21 protein-coding genes and 1 riboswitch are annotated in these 26636 nt (G+C 65.8%); of the genes, 20 read left to right on the plus strand and 1 reads right to left on the minus strand.

What is annotated here, in order from left to right:
* The first annotated feature begins 13 nt into the window (after positions 1 to 13).
* From tsf to rseP, 7 genes are all read left to right on the plus strand, one after another.
* The gene (gene tsf, locus JW958_10925; protein ID MBN1826766.1) at positions 14 to 610 is read left to right on the plus strand and encodes a translation elongation factor Ts; all 597 of its coding nucleotides are present in this window, start codon (positions 14 to 16) and stop codon (positions 608 to 610) included.
* Between the two features lie 10 nt (positions 611 to 620).
* Positions 621 to 1337, plus strand: coding sequence for a UMP kinase (locus JW958_10930; GenBank protein MBN1826767.1), 717 nt, complete (start codon positions 621 to 623; stop codon positions 1335 to 1337).
* Complete coding sequence (gene frr / locus JW958_10935; GenBank protein ID MBN1826768.1) at positions 1338 to 1895, plus strand: ribosome recycling factor; 558 nt, start codon at positions 1338 to 1340, stop codon at positions 1893 to 1895.
* Positions 1896 to 1958: 63 nt separating this feature from the next.
* Positions 1959 to 2702: an isoprenyl transferase gene (locus JW958_10940; GenBank protein MBN1826769.1), complete on the plus strand. Its 744-nt coding sequence runs from the start codon at positions 1959 to 1961 to the stop codon at positions 2700 to 2702.
* Positions 2632 to 3540, plus strand: coding sequence for a phosphatidate cytidylyltransferase (locus JW958_10945; protein MBN1826770.1), 909 nt, complete (start codon positions 2632 to 2634; stop codon positions 3538 to 3540). Before JW958_10940 ends, JW958_10945 begins: the two co-directional genes overlap by 71 nt.
* 1 nt (position 3541) lies before the next feature.
* Entirely contained in the window at positions 3542 to 4711 is a 1170-nt protein-coding gene (locus tag JW958_10950) for a 1-deoxy-D-xylulose-5-phosphate reductoisomerase (GenBank protein MBN1826771.1), read from the plus strand.
* 40 nt (positions 4712 to 4751) lie between these two features.
* Positions 4752 to 6050 (plus strand): RIP metalloprotease RseP, encoded by a 1299-nt coding sequence (rseP, locus tag JW958_10955; GenBank protein ID MBN1826772.1) that lies wholly within the window; start codon positions 4752 to 4754, stop codon positions 6048 to 6050.
* Positions 6051 to 6074: 24 nt separating this feature from the next.
* Here the strand turns inward: rseP and JW958_10960 are convergent, their stop codons facing one another.
* Entirely contained in the window at positions 6075 to 6353 is a 279-nt protein-coding gene (locus tag JW958_10960; protein ID MBN1826773.1) for a hypothetical protein, read from the minus strand.
* Between the two features lie 93 nt (positions 6354 to 6446).
* On the opposite strand from JW958_10960, the gene JW958_10965 reads away from it, so the two are divergent.
* The 13 genes from JW958_10965 (at position 6447) to JW958_11025 (ending at position 26636) form a co-directional block, all read left to right on the plus strand.
* Complete coding sequence (locus JW958_10965) at positions 6447 to 8369, plus strand: BamA/TamA family outer membrane protein (protein MBN1826774.1); 1923 nt, start codon at positions 6447 to 6449, stop codon at positions 8367 to 8369.
* A gap of 7 nt (positions 8370 to 8376) precedes the next feature.
* On the plus strand, positions 8377 to 12198 hold the full coding sequence (locus JW958_10970; GenBank protein MBN1826775.1) for a translocation/assembly module TamB domain-containing protein: 3822 nt from the start codon (positions 8377 to 8379) through the stop codon (positions 12196 to 12198).
* 12 nt (positions 12199 to 12210) lie between these two features.
* A complete protein-coding gene (locus JW958_10975; protein ID MBN1826776.1) occupies positions 12211 to 14427 on the plus strand; it encodes a UvrD-helicase domain-containing protein in 2217 nt (738 codons plus the stop codon).
* 166 nt (positions 14428 to 14593) lie between these two features.
* Positions 14594 to 14717, plus strand: a riboswitch (FMN riboswitch).
* A 62-nt stretch (positions 14718 to 14779) separates the two neighbouring features.
* Positions 14780 to 15907, plus strand: a complete 1128-nt coding sequence (ribD, locus tag JW958_10980) for a bifunctional diaminohydroxyphosphoribosylaminopyrimidine deaminase/5-amino-6-(5-phosphoribosylamino)uracil reductase RibD (GenBank protein ID MBN1826777.1) — start codon at positions 14780 to 14782, stop codon at positions 15905 to 15907.
* Positions 15889 to 16518 carry a riboflavin synthase gene (locus JW958_10985; GenBank protein ID MBN1826778.1) on the plus strand — a complete coding sequence of 210 codons (630 nt, stop codon included), beginning with the start codon at positions 15889 to 15891 and terminating at the stop codon, positions 16516 to 16518. The genes ribD and JW958_10985 overlap by 19 nt, the downstream gene beginning before the upstream one ends.
* Before the next feature lies 1 nt (position 16519).
* The gene (locus tag JW958_10990) at positions 16520 to 17794 is read left to right on the plus strand and encodes a bifunctional 3,4-dihydroxy-2-butanone-4-phosphate synthase/GTP cyclohydrolase II (protein MBN1826779.1); all 1275 of its coding nucleotides are present in this window, start codon (positions 16520 to 16522) and stop codon (positions 17792 to 17794) included.
* Entirely contained in the window at positions 17772 to 18242 is a 471-nt protein-coding gene (locus JW958_10995; GenBank protein MBN1826780.1) for a 6,7-dimethyl-8-ribityllumazine synthase, read from the plus strand. The genes JW958_10990 and JW958_10995 overlap by 23 nt, the downstream gene beginning before the upstream one ends.
* Positions 18242 to 18736 (plus strand): transcription antitermination factor NusB, encoded by a 495-nt coding sequence (nusB, locus tag JW958_11000; GenBank protein MBN1826781.1) that lies wholly within the window; start codon positions 18242 to 18244, stop codon positions 18734 to 18736. Before JW958_10995 ends, nusB begins: the two co-directional genes overlap by 1 nt.
* Positions 18737 to 18760: 24 nt before the next feature.
* Positions 18761 to 19963, plus strand: coding sequence for a glycosyltransferase family 4 protein (locus JW958_11005; protein ID MBN1826782.1), 1203 nt, complete (start codon positions 18761 to 18763; stop codon positions 19961 to 19963).
* On the plus strand, positions 19924 to 22290 hold the full coding sequence (locus JW958_11010; GenBank protein MBN1826783.1) for a hypothetical protein: 2367 nt from the start codon (positions 19924 to 19926) through the stop codon (positions 22288 to 22290). The genes JW958_11005 and JW958_11010 overlap by 40 nt, the downstream gene beginning before the upstream one ends.
* Positions 22287 to 23291: a flippase-like domain-containing protein gene (locus JW958_11015; GenBank protein ID MBN1826784.1), complete on the plus strand. Its 1005-nt coding sequence runs from the start codon at positions 22287 to 22289 to the stop codon at positions 23289 to 23291. Before JW958_11010 ends, JW958_11015 begins: the two co-directional genes overlap by 4 nt.
* A gap of 49 nt (positions 23292 to 23340) precedes the next feature.
* Entirely contained in the window at positions 23341 to 25662 is a 2322-nt protein-coding gene (locus tag JW958_11020; GenBank protein MBN1826785.1) for a DUF2723 domain-containing protein, read from the plus strand.
* On the plus strand, positions 25659 to 26636 hold the full coding sequence (locus JW958_11025) for a GDP-mannose 4,6-dehydratase (protein ID MBN1826786.1): 978 nt from the start codon (positions 25659 to 25661) through the stop codon (positions 26634 to 26636). Before JW958_11020 ends, JW958_11025 begins: the two co-directional genes overlap by 4 nt.

A 26636-nucleotide genomic window follows, 5' to 3' on the forward strand; every position in this document is an offset into this window, starting at 1 on the left:
GAGAGGTACGAACATGGAAATCAACGCGCAACAGGTAAAGGCCCTTCGCGAGAGGACCGGCGCGGGGATGATGGACTGCAAGAAGGCCCTTCAGGAGTGCAACGGAGACTCGGACAAGGCGGTCGATTGGCTTCGCAAGCACGGAGTCGCCGCCGCGGCCAAGCGGGAGGGACGTGAGGCCAAGGAAGGTCTCGTTTACGCCTACATCCACCCGGGCAATCGGGTGGGCGTTCTGATCGAAGTGAACTGCGAGACCGATTTCGTCGCCCGGAACGCCGAATTTCAGGAGATGGTGAAGAACGTGGCGATGCACATCGCCGCCGCCTCGCCGATCGCGGTGCGCCGCGAGGAGATCTCGGAAGAGACGACGGCGAAAGAGAAAGAGATCTTCCAGGCCCAGGCCGAGGCGACGGGCAAGCCCGCCGCGGTGATCCAGAAGATCATCGAAGGGAGGCTGGAGAAGTTTTTCGCCGAGCAGGTTCTTCTCGAACAACCCTACGTGAAGGAACCGAAACTGACCGTGGGGGACGTGGTCGACGAAGTGCGCGCCAAGATCGGCGAGAACATCCGTGTTCGGCGCTTCGTTCGTTTCGAGCTGGGCGAAGCGTAGAGGAGGTCCCATGAGCGGCCAATACCGGCGGGTGCTGCTCAAGTTATCCGGCGAGTTTCTCTCGGGACCGAAAGAGGCCGGCATCGACCCGGAAACGTTGAGCCGCGTGGCGGGCGAGATCGCTCGCGTGCACGACATGAGCGTACAACTCGGCGTGGTGATCGGCGGCGGCAACCTCTATCGCGGCCTCAGGGGCGTCGCCGAGGGGATGGACCGGGTGACGGCGGACCAGATGGGGATGCTCGCCACGATCATCAACGCCCTCGCGCTCCAAGACATGCTCGAAAGGCGGGACGTTCCCACCCGGGTCATGACCGCCGTCCCGCTCGAGGGAGCCGCGGAGCGTTTCGTGCGCCGCCGCGCGATCCGCCATCTCGAGAAAGACCGCGTTCTCCTTCTCGCCGGAGGAACCGGCAACCCCTTCTTCACCACCGACACCGCCGCCGCCCTCCGGGGCGCCGAACTCGGCGCGGACGTTCTGCTCAAGGCGACCCGGGTGGACGGCGTGTTCAGCGCCGACCCGGAAAAAGACCCCGGGGCGGAGTTCATTCGAACGATCGGCTACAAGGACGTGATCGGACGGGGCCTGGGCGTGATGGATTCCACCGCCGTGGCGCTCTGCATGGAGAACCGGATTCCGATCGTCGTCTTCAACATGAAGGAAGATAACCTCGTCCGCGTGATACGGGGAGAAGAGGTGGGCACCACCGTGAAGGAGGCGATCTGAATGCCCGAGAAGCTCATTGCGGAAACGGAAGACCGGATGCGCAAGGCGGGGGACAGTCTCGCCCGGGAGCTGGCGGGGATTCGCACCGGGAAGGCGAATCCGGGACTGCTCGATCCGGTGAAAGTGGACTATTACGGGACGCAGACACCGCTTCGCCAACTCGCCAACGTGGCCGCCCCGGAGCCCCGTCTGCTCGTAGTGCAGCCCTTTGACAAATCCGCCCTCGGCGAGATGGAAAAGGCGATCCTCAAGTCTTCCCTCGGCCTCAATCCGTCCAACGACGGAAACGTGATCCGTATTCCCATCCCCTCCCTCACCGAAGAGCGCCGCAAGGAACTGGCGAAGATGGTCCGCAAGCTGGGGGAGAGCGGAAAGGTGGCGGTCCGGAACATCCGTCGCGACGCGAACGAGAAGATCAAGCGCTCCGAAAAGGAAGGCCAGGTCACCGAGGACGACTCGAAACGCATGTTGGAACGGATCCAGGAAATAACCGACAAGTACATAGAGGAAATCGACGGCATGGTGGCCGCCAAGGAGAAGGAGGTCATGGAGGTCTAAGGCCTCCGTGGACGCCGGGCGGGGGAAATATCTTTGACGGATCGGGACGCCAAGGAAGAATCCTTGCAGGAGGAAATAATCGCCCGGGGAAGCGTTCCCCGCCACGTCGCCGTGATCATGGACGGCAACGGACGATGGGCGGAGCGGCGGGGCCTTCCACGGATCGCGGGCCATCACGCCGCCGTGGAATCGGTTCGTTCCGTGGTGCGCGGGGCGGGCGCGGTCGGCGTGAAGGTTCTCTCCCTCTTCACCTTCTCCGTGGAGAACTGGTCCCGTCCCCGTGAAGAGGTGGAGGCGCTCATGGTTCTCCTCGAGGAGACCCTTCCCGCCGAGGTTCCCGAGTTGAACCGAAACGGGGTCCGCCTCCACACCGTCGGCCGGACCGGCGATCTGCCCGAATCGGTTCGAGGAGCTTTGCGCGGCGCGATCGATGCCCTCGCGGGGAACGACGGCCTGGACCTGATCCTCGCCCTCTCCTACGGCGGGCAGGCGGAGATCGTCGACGCCGCCCGGGCGCTTGCCCGTGAAGCGCGGGAGGGACGGATCGACCCGGAACGGATCGACGCCGAGGCGTTCCGGCGGCGACTCTACACCGCCGAGTTCCCCGACCCGGACCTCCTGATTCGGACGAGCGGCGAGCGTAGAATCTCGAATTTTTATCTCTGGCAGATCGCCTATGCCGAACTCGTGTTCGCCCCGGTTCTTTGGCCCGATTTCCGAGCGGAGCATCTTTACCGTGCCATCCGGGAATACCAAGAACGGGAACGCCGTTTCGGCGGGGTCGGCTCCGTCGGAGAGAAAGCGTAGGGGGCGCGGAAGGCTCGCGGTCCGCTTCCTCTCGGGCGTGCTCTTTCTTCCGCCCTTCGTGTTCATCACGCGCGTCGGATCCCTCCCCTTTCTTCTCCTGGTGAGCGCCCTCGCTCTTATCGCCACCTGGGAAACCTATCGTCTTCTCGGCCGCGCGTCCCTCCGTCCGTTGCTCCCGCTCGGGTGCCTCGCGGCGGAGGGGCTGATCCTTCTCCTCTACCGGGGAAGACTCGGCGCGGTGCTCCTCTTTCTGGCCCTCTTCTTTCTGCTCCTCCTCGTCTCCCTCGTCCTCTCCAGGCGCGGAGATCCCTTCGCCCGCGCGGGGGGCGCCCTTTTCGCGCTCTTCTACGCCGCGGGGTTGCCCGGATTCCTCCTGCTGATCCGGGAGCTTCCCCGTACCGTGGGCGCGGGCGGTTATGAGAGGGGGGCCGCATTCGTGTTCCTTCTCTTTCTCACCGCCTGGGGCTCCGATACAGGCGCCTATTTGACCGGGATGACGTTCGGCCGGACGCCGCTGGCGCCGTCGATCAGCCCGAAAAAAACGGTGGAGGGATCGATCGGCGGGATCCTTTTCGCCGTCGGCGGCGCATTCGTCTCCCGGGCGGCATGGATCCCCGAGATGGGGGTGGTCGAGGCGGCGGCGGTGGGAATTCTCGTCGGCATCCTCTCTCAGGCGGGGGACCTGATCGAGTCGTCCCTTAAGAGAGCGGCGGAGGTAAAGGATTCGGCCGGATTCATCCCCGGACACGGCGGCGTGCTCGATCGATTCGACGGCCTCTTCTTCGCCGCGCCGGTTGTGTGGGCTTACCTTCGTTTCGTCCTCTTCCGGGGGGTGTGAGATGGAACGTCGGCGCGTCATCCTTCTCGGCTCGACCGGATCGATCGGAAGGAACACCATTCGCGTCGTCGGAGAGATGCCGGACCGTTTCCGGATCGTCGCACTCGCCGCGCGAGGGAACGGCGGCGCGCTGGAGGAGCAGATCGCGGCCTGCCGTCCGGAGATCGTCGCCCTGGCCGATCGGGAGGCGGCCGGGAGACTCGCCGCGCGGATCGGACCGGGAGGTCCCCGGGTGATCGGCGGAGAGGGCGCGCCCGCGGAGATTCTCGCCGCCGTGGACGCGGAGATCTTGGTGAACGCGGTGGTCGGCGCCGCCGGCCTGCGGCCCACTCTGGAGGCGCTCGGGCGAGTCGAGAGGATCTGTCTCGCCAACAAGGAGAGTCTCGTCGCCGGAGGAGCGGTGGTGATGGAGAAGGCGCGGCGGACCGGAACGGAAATACTCCCCATCGACAGCGAGCACGGGGCGCTCCATCAGTGCCTGGAGGGACGCCGGCCCGGGGAGGTGAGGCGCCTGGTGCTCACCGCGTCCGGCGGCCCTTTTCGCGATCTCACCGCCGAAGCGCTGGACAAGGTCACCGTGGAGGACGCCCTCGCACATCCCACCTGGAAGATGGGGAGGAAGATCACCATCGACTCGGCGACGCTCATGAACAAGGGGCTCGAGGTGATCGAGGCGATGCATCTCTTCGGTTACGGCCCCGACCGGATCGAGGTGGTGATCCACCCCCAAAGCGTGATCCATTCGTTGGTGGAGTTCGTGGACGGATCCTACGTCGCCCAGCTGGGTGAAACGGATATGAGACATCCGATCCGTTATGCATTATCTTATCCGTGGAGACCCCCGGTGGAGAACCGTTTCGATTTGTCCGCCGTCGGGGCGCTCACTTTCGAGCGGCCCGACACGGACCGTTTCCCCTGTCTCGCCATCGCCTACGGCGCCGCGCGGCGGGGAGGGACGGCTCCGGCGGTTATGAACGCCGCCAACGAGACTGCGGTGGAGTCCTTTCTCGCCGGCGAGATCCGCTTCCAGGAGATTCCGCGGGTGATCGCCCGCGCGATGGAGCGGGTCGGCGTAGAGGACGACCCGTGCGAGGAAGATCTCTTTACCGCCGACCGGGCCGCACGCGTCGCGGCCGGGGAGTTGCTCGCCGCCCGGCGGCTTTCCGGATAGCCGGGCGGAGTTCCCCGCTTTCGCATTAAGGAGTGCAATCGTGTTTCTCCCCTTTCTCGCGCCGGTTCTGGTGATCGGTGTGCTCGTCCTGGTCCACGAAATGGGCCACTTCGTGGTGGCCAAGTGGCGGGGCATCCGGGTGGAAACCTTTTCGATCGGTTTCGGTCCCGCCATCGCCGGTTTCCGGCGGGGGGACACGTTCTATAAAATCTCCTGGATCCCTTTCGGCGGCTACGTGAAGATGTCCGGCGAGGATCCGGAAGAAGACGAAGCCGGGCGGGACGAGCCGTGGCGATTCCATCGGAAGAGCGTGGCGGATCGGGCCGCCGTGATCCTGGCCGGCCCGGCCGCCAATTTCGTTTTGGCCGCTCTGGTCTACTCCCTGATTTTTTATGCCTATGGCGCCGATTGGATCGAAACGACGGTTGTCGGGTTCGTCCTCCCCGGGACGGCGGCGGAGGAAGCGGGTGTCCTCCCCGGGGATCGCGTGGTGCGCGTCGGCGGGGACCCGGTCGGGGATTGGGTCGAGATGGCCGGGAGGATCGGGAAGAGGGAGGACGGTCCGCTTCTTCTGACCGTGGAGAGGGAGGGAACGGAGAGAACGATCTCCTTGAAACCCCGCGAGGGAGAGCCGGTCGGAATCGCCCCGGAATACGATACCCGCGTCGGCGCCGTTTCTCCCGAGGGGCCGGCGGGCGCGGCGGGGCTCGCCCGAGGGGACAGGATTCTCGCCGTGGACGGCGAGCGGGTCAGGACCTGGAGGGAGATGCGGGGACGGATCGAGGCGGCGCCGGGCCGGGAACTGGAGATCCTTTACGAGAGGGCGGGGACGGAAAACCGTGTCCGGATCACGCCGGACCCGGTGGAGGAAACCGGCCCGGACGGGACGATTCGCACGGTCGGCAAGCTGCAGATCGGAGAGTATGTCGACAAGAAAAGACTCGGCCCGATCGGGGCGTTCGCCGAGGGCGCCCGGCAAACCTGGTGGGTGACCGAGAACGTCTTCGTCTTCCTGCAGAGGCTTTTCACCGGCGGCGTTTCCCGGGACATGGTGGGCGGACCGGTTTCCATCTTCAACCTCTCCCGGGAGAGCGCCAAGCGGGGTCTCGACACGCTGCTCACCCTTCTCGCCTTTCTCTCGGTGGAACTCGGCATTCTGAACCTGTTCCCCATACCGGTGCTCGACGGGGGGCACATGGTCTTCCTCGGCATCGAGGCGGTCCGCCGAAAGCCGCTCGCCCTGAAGCACCGGCTGATCGCCCAGCAGGTCGGCCTCTTGGTGATCCTCACGATGATGGTTACGGTCACCTTCTTCGATGTGGGGCGCCTGTTCGATTGACCGGGGGCTCGAACGGGGGATGGATCAGGGGTTCGAGGAAGCGAGGGAATCGAGGAGATCTTTCCACCTTCCCGGTTCATTCTCCATGCTCGCCGTGAGAAGGGATTCGACGCGCGCCCTGCCTCCGAGCGAATCCAAAGTCGCCCGAAGCGCCTCCAAATCGTCGACGGCCGGTTCCCGGCCGGGCGATCCCGCCTCCACCAGCCGGATGTAGATACGCTCCAGCGATTCCCGGTCCGTGTCTTTCGGACCGGAGCAGGCGAGCAGCGGCAGGATGAGGAAAAGCGCGGCGGCGACGCGCATAACGGACCTCCGGTTGGATCGCACCTGTTTCTCGGGTATTATGGGGCGGTACGGGTTCGGAGGCAAGACCCGACCATCGGCGGCGAGGATAGGATGATTCCTGTGCGGGACCGGAAAGGTGCGTGGAACGGCTTCCCGGCGCGATGGTCGCTTCCCTTGTTGCTCTTGTCGCTGCTTCTCCTCGCCGGCCCGGCCCGAGCCTACGATCCGATGACGCTCCCCTCCACGGCGATCCGCTCTCTCACGATCGAGGGGAACCTCGTGTTCTCCGACGAGGAGATCCGCGACCGGATGAGCCGGACGAAAGGGGGGTGGTTCCATTCCGGTCGATACCGCGCGACCTGGCTTGCCCGGGACCTGGAGGATGTGATCCGACAGTACAACCGCGCCGGCTACCTCGGCGCGGAGATCTCGGAGAAGCGGGTCGTGCCGGACCGAGAACGGGGGAGCGTGGCGATCACGATCCGCATCGAAGAGGGGGAGCGCACTCTGGTCGGCGCCGTCTCCTTCGAGGGTCTCCCCGGGGAGGCGTCTCGGGAGAGGCTGCTCCGCATGCTCGGCCTTCAAGCGGGCGCGCCGTACAACCGGGAACTTCTGCCGAGGGATCAGGTGCGGATCTACGGCCGTCTCGCCGAGATCGGATACCCCGAAGCGGAGGTGGAACACGTCGAGAACATCGGCGCGGGCGCGGCGGACGTGCTTTTCCGGATCCGGTCCGGACCGCGGGTCCGTATCGGCCCCGTCACCGTCGAGGGAACCGAGAACACGCGTCCCCGTTTCGTCCTGAGGGAACTCACCTTTCACGAGGGAGACTGGTACGACCGAACCCGCCTTCTGGACAGCCGCGACCGGGTGTATCAGACCGGTTATTACTACAACGTGGCGATGATCCGGGACCCTCTCGACGGGAAAGGCGCCGTGCCGATCCGCATATCGATCAAGGAGAAGAAACTGCGCTGGTTCGGCTTCGGCGGAGGCTTCGGCACCGAGGACCAGTTCCGTTTCAGTTTCGATTGGACCAACCGGAACGTGCTCCGCACGGGCAGGACCGTCTATCTGGAAACGGTCTTTTCCGAACTCTTTGCAGACCGGGATTTCGAGCAGAAATACACGTTCTCCATCATCGAGCCGTGGATGTTTCGAACCCGCACGGTGGGGATGTGGAAGGTCACCCATGAGAGGATGAACCTGGAGAATTTCGTGTTGAACGAGGGGAGCGAGAATGAGCGGACCCTGGAGAGCTATCGCCTCATTCAGACCGCCACGGCGTTCTCCCTCTCCCGGGATCTGAACAAGAGGACCAAGGGATCGATCATCTTCTCCCTGGAGTGGGCCAAGGCGGAGGAGCCGAGCGAGCCGGTCGACGAGGAACTGCTCCGGCCCGACATCACCCGTTCCCTCGCCTTCACCTTCGAGCGCGACGTGCGGGACCACCTTCTCGATCCCACCGCCGGATCGCGGCTGCACACGAGCGTGGAGTTCGCCGGGACCTTTCTCGGCGGCGACAACGAGTTCTTCAAGGAGACCCTCGGCGGCGCCCTCTACCGCCGCGTGCCGGGTCGAGCGGTTCTCGCGCTGCGCGCCCAGGCGGGCGGGCTCCGATCCCTCGCGCCGGACGACGCCCTGCCGGACTACAAACGTTTCCGATTGGGCGGCGCGAACTCCGTGCGCGGATATCGCGAGGAAGCGATCGGGCCGGCCAATTATATGTTCCTCGCGAACGCGGAAGCCCGATTCCCCCTTTTCTGGCGTCTCGGCGGCGTGCTCTTCATCGACGCCGGCGCCGGATGGCAACGATTCGGCGACGCGGTTCTTTCCGACTGGGAGTTGGGCAAGGAGCCGGAAGAGGTGACGCGGGACGACGTCCGCTACGGCGTGGGCGGCGGCCTCCGGGTCTATACGCCTTTCGGGCCGCTCCGGGTCGACTATGGGCGGAAACTCAAACCCCGCGTTACCGAGACGGGGGAGAGGGAGTCCAGGGACCTGTTCCATTTCAGCATCGGACAGGCTTTTTAGGGAAGCTATGAGAAGAAGACTCATCCATCTCGGGATCGTTCTGGCGCTTCTCATCGCCTCCCTTTTCGTGTTCGCCTTATTGGGGAGGTCGTACCTGGCGGAAATCACGCGTGTCCAGTTGGCGGAGGAGATCGGGAGGCGGACCGGCCTCACCGTTCGGATCGGCGGGCTCGGCGGCGATCCTTTCTCCCGCCTTCGCGCGGAGCGCGTGGAGGCTTTCACCGAGGGCGGTGATCACTTCCGCGCCGAGAGGATCGATCTCTCCTACCGGATCGTCGACCTCTTCCAGGCGCCGCCGCGGATCCGTTCGGTCCGAGTCATGCGTCCCGAACTTCTCCTCCGGGAGGGCGCGGGCGAAGGGAGGGGCGACCGGCGGACGAGGGAAGCGGGCTCGATCCGGCCTCCTTTTCTCGTGGAGCACCTGGCCATAGAGGGGGGCGCGTTACTCGCCGGCCCCGCGCCCGCTCGGGAAATCGGCATGGAGGGAGCCATCCGAGGCGCGGACGGTGCGATTCTCTTCGAACTCGCCCGCCTCGAAGCGGATTGGGAAATCCCCGGCGGCGGCGGTGATGTCCGCGTCACCCTGGCGGGATCTTTCCTGGTCGGAGCCGACGACTGCTCGTGCGACGTGGAAGGGTCCTTCGGCGCGACCCGCTTCCGCGAGCGGGGCTTCTTCCGTCTCGATCCGTCCCTCCGGGGGCGCGGAGAGATCTTCTTCGATCCGCTCTCTCTCGAGGAGATTCTCCCCCTCCTCGGACGTTCGCGCGTCGTCGAGAGGGGGGAGGCGAGGGCGGAGATCCGTTTCGCCGGAACGCCCGATTCACTCGATCTGACGGTTCGTTCCGACGGCGCGCTGAATACTCTGGAGTGGCGGGACCTGGCGGCTTCCGGATCCATTCATGGTCATTACGTCGACTTGGGAAGTATTACGGCCCGCCTGAACGGCGCCTTCCTCGAAGGATCGGGCCGGGTGGACCTTTCCGGGGGAGGGGAGAGCCGCCTCTCGGCGGCCTTTCGGGAGATCGACACCTCTCGTTTCGGCGAGGGAGTGGCCGGTGGCCGCACATCGAATCTGAACGGAACGATCCGTTGGACCGGAGAGGGGAGGGACTTGACCAACCTCGAGGGAAGATTCGCCATGCGACTCGGCCGGAGCCGGTACGGAGACGTGACCATCCGGGACGCGCGAATCGAGGGACGGGCGGAGGGGGACGCGGTGCGCATCGAGGAGAGCGCGATTCGCACCGCCGCGTCCGACCTGCGCTTCTCGGGGCGGGTCGGTTTCGACGGTTCCTTTCTCGGCGACCTCGAGGCGAGCCTTCCATCCCTCGCCGAGTTTCGAAGGACCGCGGGCGTGGATTCCCTGGACGGTTCGGCGCGCCTCGTGCTGCACGTGGACGGAGGGCCGGAGAGGATGCGCGCCGAGGGGGAGGCGACCGTCGAGAGAGGGCGGGTGGAGCGTTTCCGCGCCGATCGACTCTTCCTCGAAGGGTGGTTCGAGAAGCGGGGGGATCGCTTGACCGGGCTTTCCCGAATGCGCGTCGGAGAGGCGACCTTCGATGGGGGTGGGATCGACTCGGCCCGCGTCGACATCGGACTCGAGGACCGTGGAATCCGGATCGACACCCTCGCCGCGTGGAGGGGCGACTGGACCTTCCGGAGCGCGGGGTCGGTCGACTGGGTCGGACGCCGCAACCACGTACGGCTCGAGAGGACGCGGCTGTTCGAAGGGGATCTCCTCGCCGTCGACCCGGGCCGAATCGATCTCTGGTGGGATCCGGAGGGATACGGGGTGGAGCCGGTCAGTTTCCCTTACGGAGGAGGAGCGATCTCCTTCGAGGGGGAGAGCCCGGACGGCGACTCGATGCGGGCGCATCTGCGCGTAGGCGGCGCGGATCTCGCGCGCGCCGCGGAATGGGTCGGTTTGCCGCCGGACATTCTGGCGCGGGTCGATCTGGAGGCTTCCGTGCTGGGAAGGCGGGGAAACCGCGTGGGCGATCTCCGTTGGATACTCTCCAGGGCGGAGGATTCCGATTTTCCCTTCCGCCGCGTGGAGGGCGCGCTGTTCGTTTTGGGTTCGACGATTCACGTCGACTCGCTTCTTCTGACCGGCAGGGACGAGGAGGCGCGGATCCGCACCGAGGGTTTCCTCCCCTTCGAACCGGAAGAGGCGCCGAATGAGGAGATCCGCGCGGTGATTTCGGTGAGGGACTATCCACTGGAGGATCTCCGCTTCCTCACGGACCGTCTCGAGGCGGTGGACGGAGAATTGAGCGCGGACATCGCCGTCGGCGGAAGCTGGAGCGAGCCCGTTCTGACCGCGGCGGCGGTCGGTTCCTCCATGGTGTTCCGGGGCTATTCGATCGGGACGATTCGCGCCGACTCGATTTGCGCCGGCGCGGACTCCCTCGCATTCGTCGTCCGGCTCGATCCCTTCTGGGGAAGGGGGAACCGGATTTCCGGCCGCCTGCCGCTTCGCATCTCCTTCGCGGATCGCTCCTTGACGCCTCTCGACCACGGCCCCTTCCGGCTCGACCTGCGCGTACCCGACGGAGATCTGGCGCTTCTCGCCCTCCTCGCCGGACCGGTGGAGGAGAGCATGGGAAACTTCACTCTCGAAGCGAAACTGTCCGGCGATCGTGCCGATCCGGTGATGGACGGAGTGTTCGAGGTGCGCGACGGGCTCGTCTTCCTTTCCGGGTCCTCCGTGTTCTTCGATCGGGTGGATGCGCGCTTCCTCCTCGACGAAAAGAGAGTCAATGTGGTCCGCTTCCGCTCCCGCTCCGGTGAGCGGGGGAGGCTGAACGCCTGGGGCACCGTCAACCTGCAGGATTTCCGTCCCGCCACCTACGACATCGGTTTCCGGGCGCAGCAGTATGACATGCTCCTCGCAGACGGCGTTCAGCTCACCTTCGACGGAGACCTCGCCCTTCGGCCGGACACGACCCTCTTCCGCAAGGTGGTCCCGCACATCTCCGGAGAAGCGGACGTGCGCGGGGCGCTGATCGAGAGAGAACTCGCCGTCGGCGACGGAGACGGGAGTGGGTCCGTCTTCGATCCCACGACCGAACCGAGCTGGACCTGCGACATCTTCTTGCGGGCGCCGCAGAATTTCTGGATACGGAATCGGACGGCCGACCTGGAGCTGGGCGGCGAAGCCCAACTGCGCCGTTCCTCGGAAGGTTTCGGCGCGCTCGGCACCTTCGATGTGCTCCGCGGGCGTTATTGGTTGTACAACAACGAGTTTCGCGTTACGGAGGGGCAGGTTACCTTCACCGATCCGGCGGACATACGGCGTGCGGACGTGGATCTTACGGCCGAGACCGACGTGATGGACGAGAGGATCGAGATTCGCCTCGTCCGCGATGAAGGGGAAATGCAGGTACTCCCCACTTCCGAGTCCGGGTACAGCGAGGGGGAGATTCTGAGCATGCTCACCCTCCGGGCGCACCCGCAGGACGAGGTGAACTCCGGCGAGATTCTCTCCTCCTGGTTCACCTCCTTCGCCAACCGTTTGAGCCGCGAGATGAGTCGTGGTCTGGGCGATATCGGCGTGATCGAGATCGGCACGAGCGAAGAGCTCCCCGAGATCCGTTACGGGAACTACCTCTCCAGCGATCTTTACGTCGGCTTCTCCCAGAAACTGCGCACGGACGACGAGAGGGAACAGGAGAGGAGTCCCACACGGGAGAACCTCCCCATCCCCGAACGACAGGTCCGGGTGGAGTACCGGCTCCGGCGGTCCCTGGTGATTCAGGGAGAGGTGGGCACCCTGAGCGACGGCAATCGATTCCTCAATCTGGACCTCCGGGTCCGGCTTCCCTACTAGGCGGACGCATCGATGGAAAGCGGGCTGGATCTGGAAAGAGAGTTGAACGACGAGCAGAGGGAGGCGGTCCTCCACGAGGAGGGGCCGCTCCTGGTCCTCGCCGGCGCCGGTAGCGGCAAGACACGGGTGCTCACCTACCGGTTCGCCCACCTTGTCCGGCGAAGGGGCGTCTCCCCCTCCCGGATCCTCGCCGTCACCTTCACCAACAAAGCGGCGGGGGAGATGCGGGAACGAATCGAGGGACTGATCGGCCGTCTCCCCTACCGACTCTGGGTCGGCACCTTTCACTCCATCGGCGCGCGCCTCCTCCGCGAAACGGCGCACCGAACCGGCCTCGACCGGGACTTCACCATCTTCGACGACGACGATCAGCGCCGCCTGATCCGTTCTCTCTGCAAGGACCAGGGGCTGGACCCGACGGCGGAGAGGGTGGGGCGCATCCTTTCCGCGATCCGCCGGCGCAAGTCGTCGTCCGCAGGGATCGGTGGCGGTGAGGGGAACGGGCCGCGCACGCCCGAAAGGATGGAGTTCGACCGGATCGCCCCTCTTTACGAAGAAGGGCTCCGGCGGATGAACGCCCTCGACTTCGACGATCTCCTCCTCCGCCCCGTCCGTCTCTTTCACGATCACCCGGAGATCCTGCAGGAGTACGCCTACCGTTTCGAGCATGTGTTGGTCGACGAATATCAGGACGTGAACGTAATTCAAAACGAGACGGTGCGGCTTCTGCACGGCGCTCACCACAATGTCTGCGCCGTCGGCGACGACGACCAATCGATCTATCGCTGGCGAGGCGCCGACGTGCGGCACATCCTCCGTTTCGAGGAGAGCTTTCCCGACGCGCGGGTGGTGCGTCTCGAGAGGAACTACCGCTCACGGAAACCGATTCTGGACGCGGCGTCCGCGGTGATCGGCCACAACCGGGGCCGGCGCGGGAAGCGTCTCTGGACCGACCGGGAGGGAGGGGAGATGCTGGAACGCCTCGAGTTCCGCACCGAGCGGGACGAGGGGCTCTCCTTGGCGCGGGAGATCTCGCGGAGGATCGGCGACGGGCGGAACCGCCCGGCGGATTTCGCCCTCTTCTACCGGACCAACGCCCAATCCCGTTCCCTCGAAGAGGGGATGCGCCTGCATGCCGTCCCGTACACCATCGTGGGAGGAACGCGTTTCTACGAAAGAAAAGAGGTGAAGGATCTTCTCGCCTATCTGCGCGTTCTCGTCAACGAGCGGGACGACGTTTCCCTCGGCCGCGTGTTGAACGTGCCGGCCCGGGGGATCGGCGACGTCACCAGGGAACGGCTCGTCGCCTTCGCCGCCGGACGGGGAATCCCGCTACGGCGCGCGCTCGCCTCGGCCGGAGAGGCGACGGACCTGAGCGCACGGGCGCGGAAGATCCTCGCCGGCCTGGATCTCCTGCTCGCCCGCTACGCCGAGAGAAGCGTCGCGGGCGGTTCCCCTCACGGGATCCTCCGCGACCTCGTTCAGGAGCTTCGTTTCGTCGAAGCCCTGGAGGAGAAGGAAGGGGAGAGGGGAAGCATGCGCGCGGAGAACGTGGAAGAACTCGTTTCCGCGGTGGCGGAGTACGAGAACCGCAATCCCGAGAGCACCCTCGTCGATTTTCTCGCCGAAGTATCCCTGCTCACCGACATCGACACCTGGGAAGAGGGGCTGGACGCGGTCACGCTGATGACACTTCACAATTCAAAGGGTTTGGAGTTTCTTCGGGTCCACATCGCCGGCGTCGAGGAGGGGCTTCTCCCGCACGCCTTCTCCATGATGAGCGACGACGAGATCGAGGAGGAGAGGCGCCTTTTCTACGTCGGACTGACCCGGGCGAAGGAGAAGGTGACCCTCTCCTCGGTGCGGAGCCGCATGCGTTTCGGGGAAATCGCCCCCTGCGTTCCTTCCCGGTTTTTCGAGGAGATTCCGCCGGAGCTGATCGAGGAGAGGCTCCTCGGACCGGACCCGGCGCGCTCCTTCCGGCCTTCCCTCTTTCCCGCCGCAACGGCGGCGCCACGGGAAAAGCAGGACCCCTTCCCGGATTACGAGAACGAATCCCAGGAAGCGTCCGTTCTCGTTCCGGGAGAGAGGATCCGCCACGGCGTATGGGGAATCGGGCGTGTGGAGGGGGTGGAGGGGAGCGGCGAGAAGACCAAGATCACCGTGCGCTTCGACGCGGGATTCACGAAGAAGATCATGGTGCGCTACGCATCGATCCGGAGGCTGTAAAAGGGGGAACGACCTCTAAAGCCCCGGAGGCTCGGTGGTGGTCGCCCCGGTACCGCACCCACGGGAGAACGGACGCCCCGGCGCCGTGGAGGGGAAGCGAGAAAGGGGTTGACGAAGAGGGGGTAGATAGCTATATTTATATCTCGGAAATAGTTAGACAATCCGAGAGGATCTTCGGGGCGGGGTGAGAGTCCCCACCGGCGGTGAGAGCCCGCGAGCGGAGAGGCGTCTCCGTTGACCCGTTGGAATTACGGGGCCGACCGTGAAAGTCGGGATGGGAGAAGGTCGTAGCGCGCGCCCGTGCGTGATGTGCCCCGCGGATCCCGGTGATTCACGGGGGTTTTTTTTAGCCATGACGATCCAGGGGAACCCACCCGGACCTTTCATGCGGGAAGCGCTCCGCCTCGCCGAGAGGGGGCGGGGAACCACATCGCCCAATCCGATGGTCGGCGCGGTGGTGGTCCTCGGGGGGAGGGTGATCGGTCGCGGATGGCACCGCCGCGCGGGCGAACCGCATGCCGAGGCGATCGCTCTGGAGGAGGCGGGGGAAAAGGCGAGGGGCGCCGCACTCTACGTCACGCTGGAGCCATGCTGCCACCGGGGCCGTACCGGTCCCTGCACCGACAGGATCCTCGAAGCGGGGATCGTCCGGGTGAACGCGGCGACGATCGATCCCTATCCCGAGGTGTGCGGTCTCGGGATCGACCGTCTCCGTGAGGCGGGGGTTCGGGTCGAAGTCGGAGAGGGGGAGAAGGAGGCGCTCCGTCTGAACGAGGCGTTCTTTCTCGCCCTTCGGGAGGGGCGTCCCTGGGTGGATCTCAAGATGGCGGCCACCTTGGACGGGAAGATCGCCGACGGTCTGGGCGTCTCGCAGTGGATTTCCGGCGAGGAGTCGAGGAAAGTGGTGCACCACCTGCGCTGGGGTACGGACGCCGTGATCGCGGGGATCGGCACCGTACTCGTGGACGACCCCCTCCTGACCGCGCGTCGACGCGGCTCGACGCGCGAGCCCCTTCGCGTTCTCCTCGACGGCGACTTGCGGACCCCTCTCTCGGCGCGCACCCTTCGTGAAGCGGACGCCGCGCGCGTGCGGATCGCCGCCATGGAGAGCGCCCCCCGTTCGCGAAAGAGCGCCCTCGAAGAGAGAGGGGCGACGGTGTGGACCTTCCCGGCCGCGCCGGACGGAGAGGTGCCTCTCCGGGCCGTGCTCGAGCGCCTGCACGGCGAGGGGGCGCGGCGCGTCCTCGTCGAGGGGGGAGGCGTCGTGGCCGGATCCTTCCTCCGCGAACGCCTGGTGGATCGAATTCACCTTTTCTACGCGCCGAAACTGCTCGGACGGGGGAAGGATCTCTTCCCCGGCTTGGGGGACCTGGCGCTCGGACAGGCGATGCCGATGCGGATCGAGAAAGTCCGGCGGCGGGGCGCCGATCTGGAAGTGGTGCTGGAACCGGAGAGGGAATCGTGTTCACCGGTCTCGTAGAAGAAGTGGGGCGGATCGCCTCGTTACGCCGGAGCGGCGACGCGCTCCGCCTCGGTGTCGACGCGCCGCGGATCGCCGAGGGGCTGGAGCGGGGGGATTCGGTGGCGGTGAACGGCGTCTGTCTGACCGCGGCTCTCGTCCGTGACGGTTCTTTCGAGGCGGACGTGGTCGGCGAGACGCGCCGGCGGACTTATCTGGAGCGGCTGAGGCCCGGCTCGCCGGTCAACCTGGAGAGGGCGCTCCGCGCGGGGGATCGGATGGGCGGACACATGGTGCAGGGGCACGTGGACGGCGTCGGCCGCGTGGTCTCTCTCCGCCCGGCAGGGACGGGGAAGATCCTCACCGTGCTTTTGCCGGAAGGGACGGAACGGTACGTGGTCGAGAAGGGATCGATCGCCGTCGACGGCACGAGCCTGACCGTGGCGGAGCGGGAGGGAAGGATCGCGCGGATCGCGCTCGTTCCGGAGACGCTCGCGGAAACCGTTTTAGGTAAAAAAGTTTCAGACGATCCCGTACACATCGAGGTGGACGTGATCGCCAAATACGTGGAGAGTCTGCTCCCCGGCGGGGGGCGCTCCCCGGATTGGTATCGGGAGAACGGTTATGGATGACATGGAGAAAAGAACCGGCGCTTTCTCGCCCGTCGAGGAGGCGATCGACGCGATCCGCCGGGGTGAGATGGTGGTGGTCGTCGACGACGAGGACCGGGAGAACGAGGGGGACCTGATCCTCGCGGCGGAGAAAGCGACGCCGGAGGCGGTGAACTTTCTCAGCCGGGAGGCGCGCGGACTGATCTGCGTCCCCCTCACCGAGGAACGTTGCCGCGAGCTGCGGCTGGACCCGATGGTGTCGGAGAACACGGCGCGTCTGGGGACCCGCTTCTCCGTTTCGGTGGACGCGCTCCGCGGCACCACCACCGGCATCAGCGCGCCGGACCGGTCGGCGACCATACGGGCGCTGGTCGATCCGGCGACGCGACCCGAGGACCTCGGCCGTCCCGGCCACATCTTCCCCCTCACGGCGGCCGACGGCGGCGTGCTTCGCCGGGCGGGACACACCGAGGCGGCGTTGGACCTGGCGCGCATGGCCGGCCTCTATTCGGCGGGTGTGCTCTGCGAGATCCTCTCCGAGGACGGGACCATGGCGCGCCTGCCGGAGCTGCGCGTCTTCGCGGCCCGACACGGCTTTCCGCTCGTCTCCATCGCCGACCTGATCCAGTACCGTCTCAACCGGGACACGCTGGTGGAGCGCGTGGCGACGGCGACGCTCCCCACCGAGCACGGTTCCTTCCGGCTCCACATGTTCGAGGACCAGCTGCAGCGCTCTCCCCACCTGGCGCTCACCCTCGGAGACGTGGGAGGAGGCGGGCCGGCGCTGGTGCGCGTCCATTCCGAGTGTCTCACCGGCGACGTCTTCGGCTCGCTCCGCTGCGATTGCGGGGACCAACTGCGGGGCGCTCTCGCGCGGATCGGCGCCGAGGGACGGGGCGTTCTCCTTTACATGCGGCAGGAGGGGCGCGGCATCGGCCTCAAGAACAAGCTGCGCGCGTATCATCTGCAGGATTGCGGGCTGGACACGGTGGAGGCGAACCTCCGCCTCGGTTTCGAAGCGGACCTCAGGGACTACGGCATCGGCGCGCAGATCCTGCGCGCACTCGGCGTGCATGAGATTCGCCTGCTCACCAACAACCCGAAGAAGATCGTCGGTCTCGAGGCTTACGGGCTGCGGGTGGTGGAACGCCTCCCCATCGAGGTGGAGGCGAACGACATGAACCGGCGTTACCTGTTGACGAAAAAGAACAAGCTGGGCCATCTGCTCCACACGACGGATCGTGTGGACGGAGAGGAGAAGGAAGGAGAGAGCCATGGCGCGTGTTGTGGAGGGTAGGCTGGACGGAACGGGAAAGAAGTTCGGCGTCGTGCTGAGTCGTTTCAACGACATGATCGGCCGGCGTCTCCTGGACGGCGCCCTCGACTGCCTCGTCCGCCACGGAGTCGCCGAGGAGGACGTGCGTGTGGTGCGCGTTCCCGGCTCTTTCGAGATCCCCCTCGTGGCGGCGCGCATGGCGGCCACCAAGTCGTACGACGCGGTGATCTGCCTCGGCGCGGTGATCCGCGGCGAGACCCCTCACTTCGATTACGTGGCCGGCGAGGTGGCCAAGGGGATCAACCGGATCGCCCTCGACACCGGCGTGCCGGTCCTCTTCGGCATCGTGACCGCCGATACGCTCGATCAGGCGTTGGAGCGCGCGGGCGCCAAACAGGGGAACCGCGGCTGGGACGCGGGCCTTTCCGCGCTGGAGATGGCCGCGCTGATGAAGGAGGATCTCGGCTAGTGGGGAAACGCCGGCGGGGGCGCGAACTCGCCCTCAAGCTCCTCTACCGTCTCGACCTGACCGGTGAGAAGTGGGAGGACGTGCGCGTCCGCGTGGACGAATACGAAAAGAACGAGGCGGTCCTCGATTTCGCCGTCGTGTTGGTGGAGGCGGTGCTCTCCCGCCGGGAGAGGATCGACGCCGCTCTGGAATCCGCTTCCGACCGCTGGCGGGTCAATCGGATGCCCTTCATCGACCGGAACGTGATCCGCATCGCCCTCGCGGAGCATCTGGTGCGCGGACGACCGGAGCCGGCGATCATCATCGACGAGGCGGTCGAGTTGGTCCGCACGTACTCCACCGATGAGTCGGGTTCCTTCGTGAACGGCGTGCTCGACCGGATCCTTCGGGAGAGGGAACCGGGGAGCCTCGCAGCCGATTCCGGCGCCGAGGAGAGCGCAGCCGATTCCGGCGCCGAGGAGACCGGCGCGGAATCCACCCCGGAAGGTTCCTGAGAAGCCCGGAGAATCTCTCCCTCGTTGACGGGGCTGTTCCCGTTATGCTATGTTGCATCAGTTTTTACGACGGCCGGGCCGATTCGGGAGGGCGGTAGGATCGACGGGCTCCGCATTCTCGTGGTCAACTGGAGGGACGGCAAGAATCCGGAGGCGGGCGGCGCCGAGGTGCATCTGCACGAGATCTTCGGCCGGATCGCCGCGATGGGAAATTCCGTCACGCTCCTGGCGCATCGTTTTCCCGGCGCGCTCGAAGAGGAGTACGTGGGGGGCGTGCGCGTCCTCCGCGTAGGCGGTAAATTCGATTTCCATTTCCACGTGCTTCCCGCCTGGTTCCGGCGCCTCCGGCGGGAGGGTTACGACGTGGTGGTGGAGGACCTGAACAAACTCCCCTTCTTTCTCCCCCTGGCCGTCCGTGTCCCCTGCGGAGCGATCCTCCACCATTTCTTCGGCTCCTCGATCTGGAAGGAGACGAACCCGCTCTTCGCCGCCTACGTGGGCGCCGGCGAGTGGGTGGTGCGCCACACCTACAGGAAGATCCCCTTCTGCGTCGTATCCGAATCGACGGCGGACGAATTGCGGCGCAACGGTTTCGCCGACGAGAGGATCCGAATCATCCACAACGCGGTGGATCACGATCTCTACAAACCGGACCGATCGGTGGAACCGGCGCCGGGGCGCATCCTCTATCTGGGACGGGTGAAGAAGTACAAGGGGATCGACCTGATTCTTCACGCCCTGGTCCGCATCCGGCGGGAGATTCCGGAGGCGCACCTCGTGGTGGTGGGGCAAGGGGACGATCTCCCGCGCCTCCACCGCTTGAAGGACCGTCTCGGGCTCGCCGACGCCGTTTCCTTCCATGGGTTCGTCGACACGGCGACCAAGGTGGATCTTCTCAGGCGGGCGATGGTGATGGTGACTCCCTCTCCGAAGGAGGGTTGGGGGGTGACCACCATCGAGGGGAACGCCTGCGGAACGCCGGTGGTGGCGAGCGACGCGCCGGGCCTCCGCGACGCCGTGAGGGACGGGCGGACCGGTTTTCTCTTCCCCTACGGCGACGTGGAAGCCATGGCGGACCGTGTGCGACGGCTCCTCACCGACCGGGAACTGCGCCGCCGTTTCTCCGAGGAGGCGGTCCTCTGGGCGGGGCGGTTTCGCTGGGACCGTTCCGCGGAGGAAACCCTGGAATGGCTCCGCGCGCTGGCGGGTCGGGGAGAGGAGAGGTGAAGGGGGAGGAACGCACCGCCGCGCGGGACGCCCTCGGTGTCCTCCTCTTCCTCGGAGCGGTGCTGATTCTTTACTACTGGAGGAACCTGATCGGGTTCCCCTTCGAGCGGGCCTGGTTCTGGGAGGATTTTCTCTACCAGAACTTCCCCTATCGCGCCTTCCAGGCGGTGGAGCTGCGCGGCGGAACCTTCCCGCTCTGGAATCCCTACCAGTTCGGCGGCATGCCCTACGCGGCGGACGTACAGGCCGCCGCCTTCTACCCGCCGAACCTCCTCCTCGCCGCGGGAGTCGCGGGCGGCTGGCTCGCGCCGGTCTGGGTGGAGCTTCTCTCGGTGGCGCACGCCCTCCTCGGCGGTTTTTTTCTCTACATTTTCGTCCGGCGGTTCACCGCCTGCGCCTACGCCTCCGCCCTCGCCGGAACCGCCTGGGCGCTCTCCGGATTCTTCACGGTTCGAATGATTCACGGGAACGTCCTCGCCGTTGTCGCCTGGCTCCCCCTGGCGCTTCTCTTCTACCTGCGAGCCGCTGAGCGGAGGAGCGCGGCCGCCGCGGTGCTGGGCGGTCTCTTCTTCGGCCTCTCCCTCCTCGGCGGGTCGCCGCAGTATTCCCTCTTCGGTATCTTCACCCTCGGGCTTCTCGCCCTCTACCTGGCGGCCCGCCCCTTCGGAGAGGGCGGGGGATGGCGGCGGCGCGCGATCCCGCCCGCCCTCGCGGCGCTTCTCCTCCTGGTCGCCGCCGGGGTCGCGGCGATCCAGCTTCTCCCGACGGAGGAGATGTCCCGGCTCTCGGTCCGCTCCGAGATGACCTACGAGAAATCGATCGAGTGCAGCTTCGAGCCGGCGTCCCTGCCGACGCTCCTCTTGCCGAAGCTGTATGGGTCGACGGCGGGTTGGAAGACCGGGAACTACTGGGGACCGGGATCCTATTTTTATCACTGGGAGCTTTGCGCCTACACCGGCGTGTTGGTGCTCCTTCTGGCGGCGGCGGCGATCGCCCACGGACCCTTGAGGCGGATGACGCTTTTCTTCTGGCTCTTGGCGCTTCTCGCCTTGCTGCTCGGGCTGGGCGGGTACGGCCCGCTCCATCCTCTCCTCTATCGATTGATGCCGGTCTATGACCGCTTTCGCTGTCCCGGGAGGGCGCTTTTCCTTACCGCCTTCGCCCTCACCGTTCTCGCCGGGCGGGGGGCGGCGCTTCTCGGAGCGCCCCACTCCTGGGGGAGGGGGAGAAAGATCGCTCTCACATCCGCCTGCGGAGCGCTTTTCGCGGCGGGGACGTTGTCCTGGCTCCTCTTCCGTCCCGATGCGACCGCCACGGGAGAGGGCCTGCCTCCCGGTGCGGCCGCCGTCGCCTTTCGCTCGCTTCTGGTCTTTCTCGCCGTTGTCGCCGCCGGGTCGGCCGCTCTCCTCCGTTGGGCATGGACCGGGCGCCCCCTCGGGCGAGGGATCCGCGCGGGGCTGCTCGGGCTGATGATCGCCGAACTATTTATTTATGGATGGACCTTTAATTCCTCGGACCGCGATCCCGACGCTTTCTACCGGGGGCGGAAAGAGATGATCGACCTGCTCCGGCGGGAGTCGGACGGGGGCCTCTACCGCGTCAAAACCCGTGCGCCGGAAGGGCTGATCCTGCCGCGCAACATGGGGAGCGTGAACCGGATCCCCAGCGTGGACGGATACAACCAGCTCAAGCTCCAGCGATACGAGGACGTGCAGATCTCCGCCGATTTTCCCTTCCGCCGGATGATGGACCTTCTCGGCGTCCGTGTTTTCACCTACTACGAGCCCGAGGGCGCCACGCTCCGTCTCGGCCGGAACACGACCGCGCTTCCCAAGGCGGTCTTTTACGGTCAGTGGGAAACATCGCCCCCCGGCCCGCCCCTTCTGGAGCGTCTCGCCTCCCCCGGCTTCGACCCGTCGGAGACGGTCCTCCTGGAGGAGGGAACGTTTCTCCCGGAGGGGCGCGGCGCCTCGGGACGCGCGACGGTGATCGAGTGGGGGACCAACCGGATCGTCATGAACGTGGAGAGCGACGGACCGGGAGTTCTGCTCGTGAACGAGATGTTTTATCCCGCTTGGAGTGCCCGGGTGGACGGCGACCACCGCGAAGTCCGACCCGTGAACCACACCCTCTGCGGAATCGTGTTGGAAGAGGGGGGGGAGCGCCGCGTGGAGATGCGCTTTACATCGGGCTCCCTTCGGGCGGGGACGGCGATCAGCATCGTCACCCTTTTCCTCTCGGCGGCCTATTTGATCGTATTCGGGCCGCGACGCGGGGACGGGGCGGCCTCGGCGTTCCGCGCGGATGCCGGAGGGGAAGAAGAATGAATCCCCGCGCCAAGAGATCCCTATTCTTTTTGGCCAAGACGGTGCTCAGCGTCGGTCTTCTTTATTGGCTGCTGAGCGGAGGGATGCTCGGACGGGTGATCGCCGAGACGCGGGACCGATTCCATCCGATCCCCTTCGCGATCGGCCTTCTCTCCTTCGCCGTCAGCAACATCCTCGGCGGCTGCCAATGGAACCTGCTTCTGCGCGCGCAGGGAATCCGAATCGGTTGGCGGAAGGCGATCTCCCTTTACTACGTGGGCCTCTTCTTTTCCAATTTTCTCCCCGCCAACATCGGGGGCGACGTGATCAAGGTGGTGGATGTCTATCGCTCCACCGGGCGGGGCGGGGGGGCGGTGGCCGCCACGATGGTGGACCGCGCCGCCGGTCTCGCCGTTCTCACGATTCTCGCCGCGGTCGCCGTGGTGCCGACCCTCTCCGTACTCGGCAGGGAACCCTTCCTGATCCTGGTCCCCGTTCTTCTCGTCCTCTTTCTGGGCGCCGGTCTGATGATGCTGAGCCGCCGGGTCTCGCGTCTGACCCTCCGCGCCGCCGGGCACATCCCCTTCCTGTGGGTGAGAAAAAAGACGGAATCGGTCCTCACCGCGCTTTTCCTATATCGGGATCAGAGGGGCGCCCTCTTCCGCGCCCTCGCCATCGCCCTACCGGTGCAGACACTCCGGATCGGCGTGCATTATCTCGCCGCCCGCAGCATCGGGATCGAAGCCCCGGCGGTCTACTTCTTCCTCTTCATTCCCCTGATCGCCGTTTTCATCGCGCTGCCGATCAGCATCAACGGTCTGGGCGTCCGCGAAAGCTTGGGGGTCTACCTGTACGCACGGATCGGGATCCCGCAGGAGCTGGCCTTCTCCATCTCCTTCCTCGCCTATCTGATCGGGGTGGTGGTGAGCCTTCTCGGCGGAGGGATCTTCCTGCTGCGATCGGGTGTGCCGAAGAAGGCGGGATCCGTGCCGGTCTTGCAACGGGACGACCGATCGCGTTAAACTCGCAGAACTTACACGGAATGGAAACCGGCGCCGCGGGCGACGGGGAATGGGCGAAGTGAACGAAACGGCGTTCGACAGAATGGGAGGGAGGACGGGGAGCGCCCGATCCCTTGGGGGGGACGGGTGGACGGCGCTCGTCGTGCTCGTGATCGTCGCGGCGGTTTATGGAATCACCATGGCGCCGAACGTCTCCTTCTGGGACTCGGGAGAATTCATCGCCGCCGGATACATCCTCGGGATCCCCCACCCGCCCGGTACGCCGCTCTACGTGCTCGTCGGGCGGATCTTCGCCCTTCTCCCCTTCGGGATTCCCGCGGTTCGGATCAATCTCCTCTCGGCGGTCACCGGCGCGGCGGCGGCCTATTTTCTCTTTCTCTCCCTCGCCGTGGTCGGCCGGAGGATCGTGCCGGCGGACGGGGACCGAACCGATCGCCGGACGTACCGTCTCGGCGCGGCGGTGGGGGCGCTCTTCGCCGCTTTCGGCTCCACCTGTTGGACCAACGCCACCGAAGCGGAGGTGTACGCGCCGAGCCTTCTGGTGATCTGCCTCTCCCTCTGGCTCCTTCTGCGCTGGCACGAGCGGTGCGGAGAGGAGAGGGACCGCAAGCCCCTTCTCCTGATCGGATACGTGCTCAGCCTCTCCATCGGCGTGCACCTGGGCACCTACCTGGCGCTCCCCGCCTTCCTCCTCTTCGTGCTTGCCGTGGACAGGCGGGCGATCCTGGACGGGCGGTTCCTGGCGCTTCTCCTCTTTCTCACGCTCCTCGGCGTGACGGTGCACTTCTATCTCCCCATACGGTCCGCCATGAACCCGTCCATCGACGAGGCGAACCCGGAGACGCGACAGGCGCTGCTCGACTTCCTGCTTCGGAAGCAGTACAAGCCGAACAATCCCTTCGTCCGGCAGGCGAGCTGGTCTTTCCAGTTCGACATGTTCTGGGGGTATTTTCGCGACCAATACGGTCGATTCCTCCCCCTGCTCGGCGTTCTCGGCCTCGCCGTCCATCTCCGCAGGGATCGCCGGACTTTTCCGCTCTTCGCGACCCTTTTTCTGATCACCAGTCTCTTCCTCATTTTCTACATGAACTTTACGGATCATGAGGTTCGGGAGAGGGACTACTTTTTCGCTCCTTCCTTCTTCTTCTGGGGCGGATGGATGGGGCTCGGAGCGGCGTTTCTTTTCGAGCGGCTCCGGCGCGTCCTTCGGAGGACGAGCCTCCCCGGGGGTATCGTGACGCGGCCCGCGGCCGCCCTGCTCCTGCTGCTCCCCTTCGGCGTGTGCGTGATGCACTTCCAGAGCCACGATCGGAGGGGGAACCTGATCGCCAACGACTACGCCTGGAACATCCTGAGTTCCCTCGATCCGAACGCGGTGATTTTCACCAACGGCGACAACGACACCTTCCCGCTCTGGTATCTGCAGGAAGTGGAGGGAGTGCGCCGGGACGTTCGCGTGGTGAACCTGGCGCTTCTGAACACCGATTGGTACATCTGGCAGCTGAAAAACCTGGAGCCCCGCGTCCCCTTCAGTTGGACCGACGAAGAGGTGAAACGTCTTCGCCCCTACAGGACCAAGGAAGGGGAAGTGGTGCTCGTCAAGGACCTGGCGATCATGGACATCGCCCGCGCCAACCGGTGGAAACGGCCTCTCTATTTCGCCGTCACCGTGGCGGACCTGATGGGGCTGGACGAGCAGAAACGCCTCAGCCTCGAGGGGCTCGTGTACCGCCTCGTCCCGGAGGAGCTGACTCAGCTGCTCGACACGGAGCGTTGCGAGAGGAACCTCTGGAAGATCTACCGCTACCGGGGGATTCTGGACGAGACGGGCGCTCTCGACCGGAAGGTGGCGCGAAATCGCAACCAGGTGAAGTTGATCACCAACTACTCGACCGCCTTCGGGCGATTGGCGATTCAATACCGGAACGAGGGGCGCTACGAAGAGTCGATCCGGAACATGGAGATGGCCGGCAGGATCACCCCCGGATATCGTGTGTACGAGGCGCTGATGGGGCCTCTACTCGTGGAAGCGGAGCGATACGAAGAAGCGGAAACTCTCTTTCTCCGGCAGCTCGCCCAGGCGCCCGAATCGATCGGTCCCCATCTGGGACTCGCCTTCATCCGCGAGAAGGAGGGGGCGAAGGACGAGGCGGAGAGCCACTACCGCGAGGCGATCCATTACCGCCCCACCAACCGGGAATCGTATGTGAGGCTGACGCGTCTCCTCGTCGAGCGGGGAGATTGGGAGGGAGCCCGCGAAACGCTGCGGGAGTGGCTCGCCATCCATCCCGACGACACCGTGATCCAGGGGCAGCTGGGCGAAGTGGAGCGTGTCTTGGAGCGCGCGAAACGGGAGAAGGAGGGACGATGAAAGAACGGGACGGCCGCGTGCCCGCGAGAGCGCTGGTCACGGGAGCGGCGGGGTTCATCGGGTCCCACCTGGCGGAGGCGCTCGTCCGCGGAGGGTGGACGGTGACGGGCATCGACTCCTTCACCGATTACTACGACCCGCTCCGCAAAGAGAAGAACGTCGCCTCCCTTCTGCGGTCCGATCGTTTCCGCCTCTTCCGAGAGGATCTCCTCGACGCCGACACGGACCGCCTTTTGGAGGGGATCGATGTGGTCTTCCACCAGGCGGCGCAGGCGGGCGTGCGCGCCAGCTGGGGGACCGAGTTCGACCGTTATGTCACGGCGAATATCCTCGCTACGCAGAAACTACTCGAGGCGGCCCGCCGTTTCCCCTTGCGCCGTTTCGTGTTCGCCTCCTCTTCGTCCGTCTACGGAAACGCGGAGGAACTGCCGGTTCGAGAGGATTCGGTGAAACGTCCCCACTCCCCCTACGGCGTCACCAAACTCGCGGCGGAACACCTGGGGCATCTTTATCGGATGAACCACGGGGTTCCCTTTACCGCGCTTCGCTATTTCACGGTGATCGGTCCCCGCCAAAGGCCGGACATGGCCCTCTTCCGCCTGCTCCGGGCCGCCTATGGCGGTGATCCTCTCCCCCTCTACGGGGGCGGCGGGCAGACACGGGACTTCACCTATGTGTCGGACATCGTGGATGCGAACCTGGCGGCGGCGGAGAGGGAGGCGCCCCGGGGCGCGTACAATTTGGGCGGCGGCGAGAGGGTCTCCATGAACCGCTTGATCGAAATCGTCGCCCAGACGACGGGTCGCGAGGTCCCGGTCCTCCGTTCGGACTGGCAGAAGGGGGACGTGCGCGACACGTGGGCGGACTGTTCCGCGGCGCGGGAGGACCTCGGCTTCGTCCCGCGCGTTTCCTTGCAGGAAGGGGTGGAGAAGACGGCGGCCTGGTACCGGGAGGGGCCGGGGGCCGGGGGCTGA

Source organism: Candidatus Eisenbacteria bacterium, assembly GCA_016930695.1.
Classification (GTDB): domain Bacteria; phylum Orphanbacterota; class Orphanbacteria; order Orphanbacterales; family Orphanbacteraceae; genus JAFGGD01.

Bases quoted from the DNA above. Each gene is read 5' to 3' on its own strand.
- tsf (MBN1826766.1), top strand. From the start codon at position 14: ATGGAAATCAACGCGCAACAGGTAAAGGCCCTTCGCGAGAGGACCGGC.
- JW958_10930 (MBN1826767.1), top strand. From the start codon at position 621: ATGAGCGGCCAATACCGGCGGGTGCTGCTCAAGTTATCCGGCGAGTTT.
- frr (MBN1826768.1), top strand. From the start codon at position 1,338: ATGCCCGAGAAGCTCATTGCGGAAACGGAAGACCGGATGCGCAAGGCG.
- JW958_10950 (MBN1826771.1), top strand. From the start codon at position 3,542: ATGGAACGTCGGCGCGTCATCCTTCTCGGCTCGACCGGATCGATCGGA.
- JW958_10960 (MBN1826773.1), bottom strand. From the start codon at position 6,353: ATGCGCGTCGCCGCCGCGCTTTTCCTCATCCTGCCGCTGCTCGCCTGC.
- JW958_10965 (MBN1826774.1), top strand. From the start codon at position 6,447: ATGATTCCTGTGCGGGACCGGAAAGGTGCGTGGAACGGCTTCCCGGCG.
- JW958_10970 (MBN1826775.1), top strand. From the start codon at position 8,377: ATGAGAAGAAGACTCATCCATCTCGGGATCGTTCTGGCGCTTCTCATC.
- JW958_10975 (MBN1826776.1), top strand. From the start codon at position 12,211: ATGGAAAGCGGGCTGGATCTGGAAAGAGAGTTGAACGACGAGCAGAGG.
- ribD (MBN1826777.1), top strand. From the start codon at position 14,780: ATGACGATCCAGGGGAACCCACCCGGACCTTTCATGCGGGAAGCGCTC.
- JW958_10990 (MBN1826779.1), top strand. From the start codon at position 16,520: ATGGAGAAAAGAACCGGCGCTTTCTCGCCCGTCGAGGAGGCGATCGAC.
- JW958_10995 (MBN1826780.1), top strand. From the start codon at position 17,772: ATGGCGCGTGTTGTGGAGGGTAGGCTGGACGGAACGGGAAAGAAGTTC.
- JW958_11010 (MBN1826783.1), top strand. From the start codon at position 19,924: ATGGCTCCGCGCGCTGGCGGGTCGGGGAGAGGAGAGGTGAAGGGGGAG.
- JW958_11015 (MBN1826784.1), top strand. From the start codon at position 22,287: ATGAATCCCCGCGCCAAGAGATCCCTATTCTTTTTGGCCAAGACGGTG.
- JW958_11020 (MBN1826785.1), top strand. From the start codon at position 23,341: ATGGGCGAAGTGAACGAAACGGCGTTCGACAGAATGGGAGGGAGGACG.
- JW958_11025 (MBN1826786.1), top strand. From the start codon at position 25,659: ATGAAAGAACGGGACGGCCGCGTGCCCGCGAGAGCGCTGGTCACGGGA.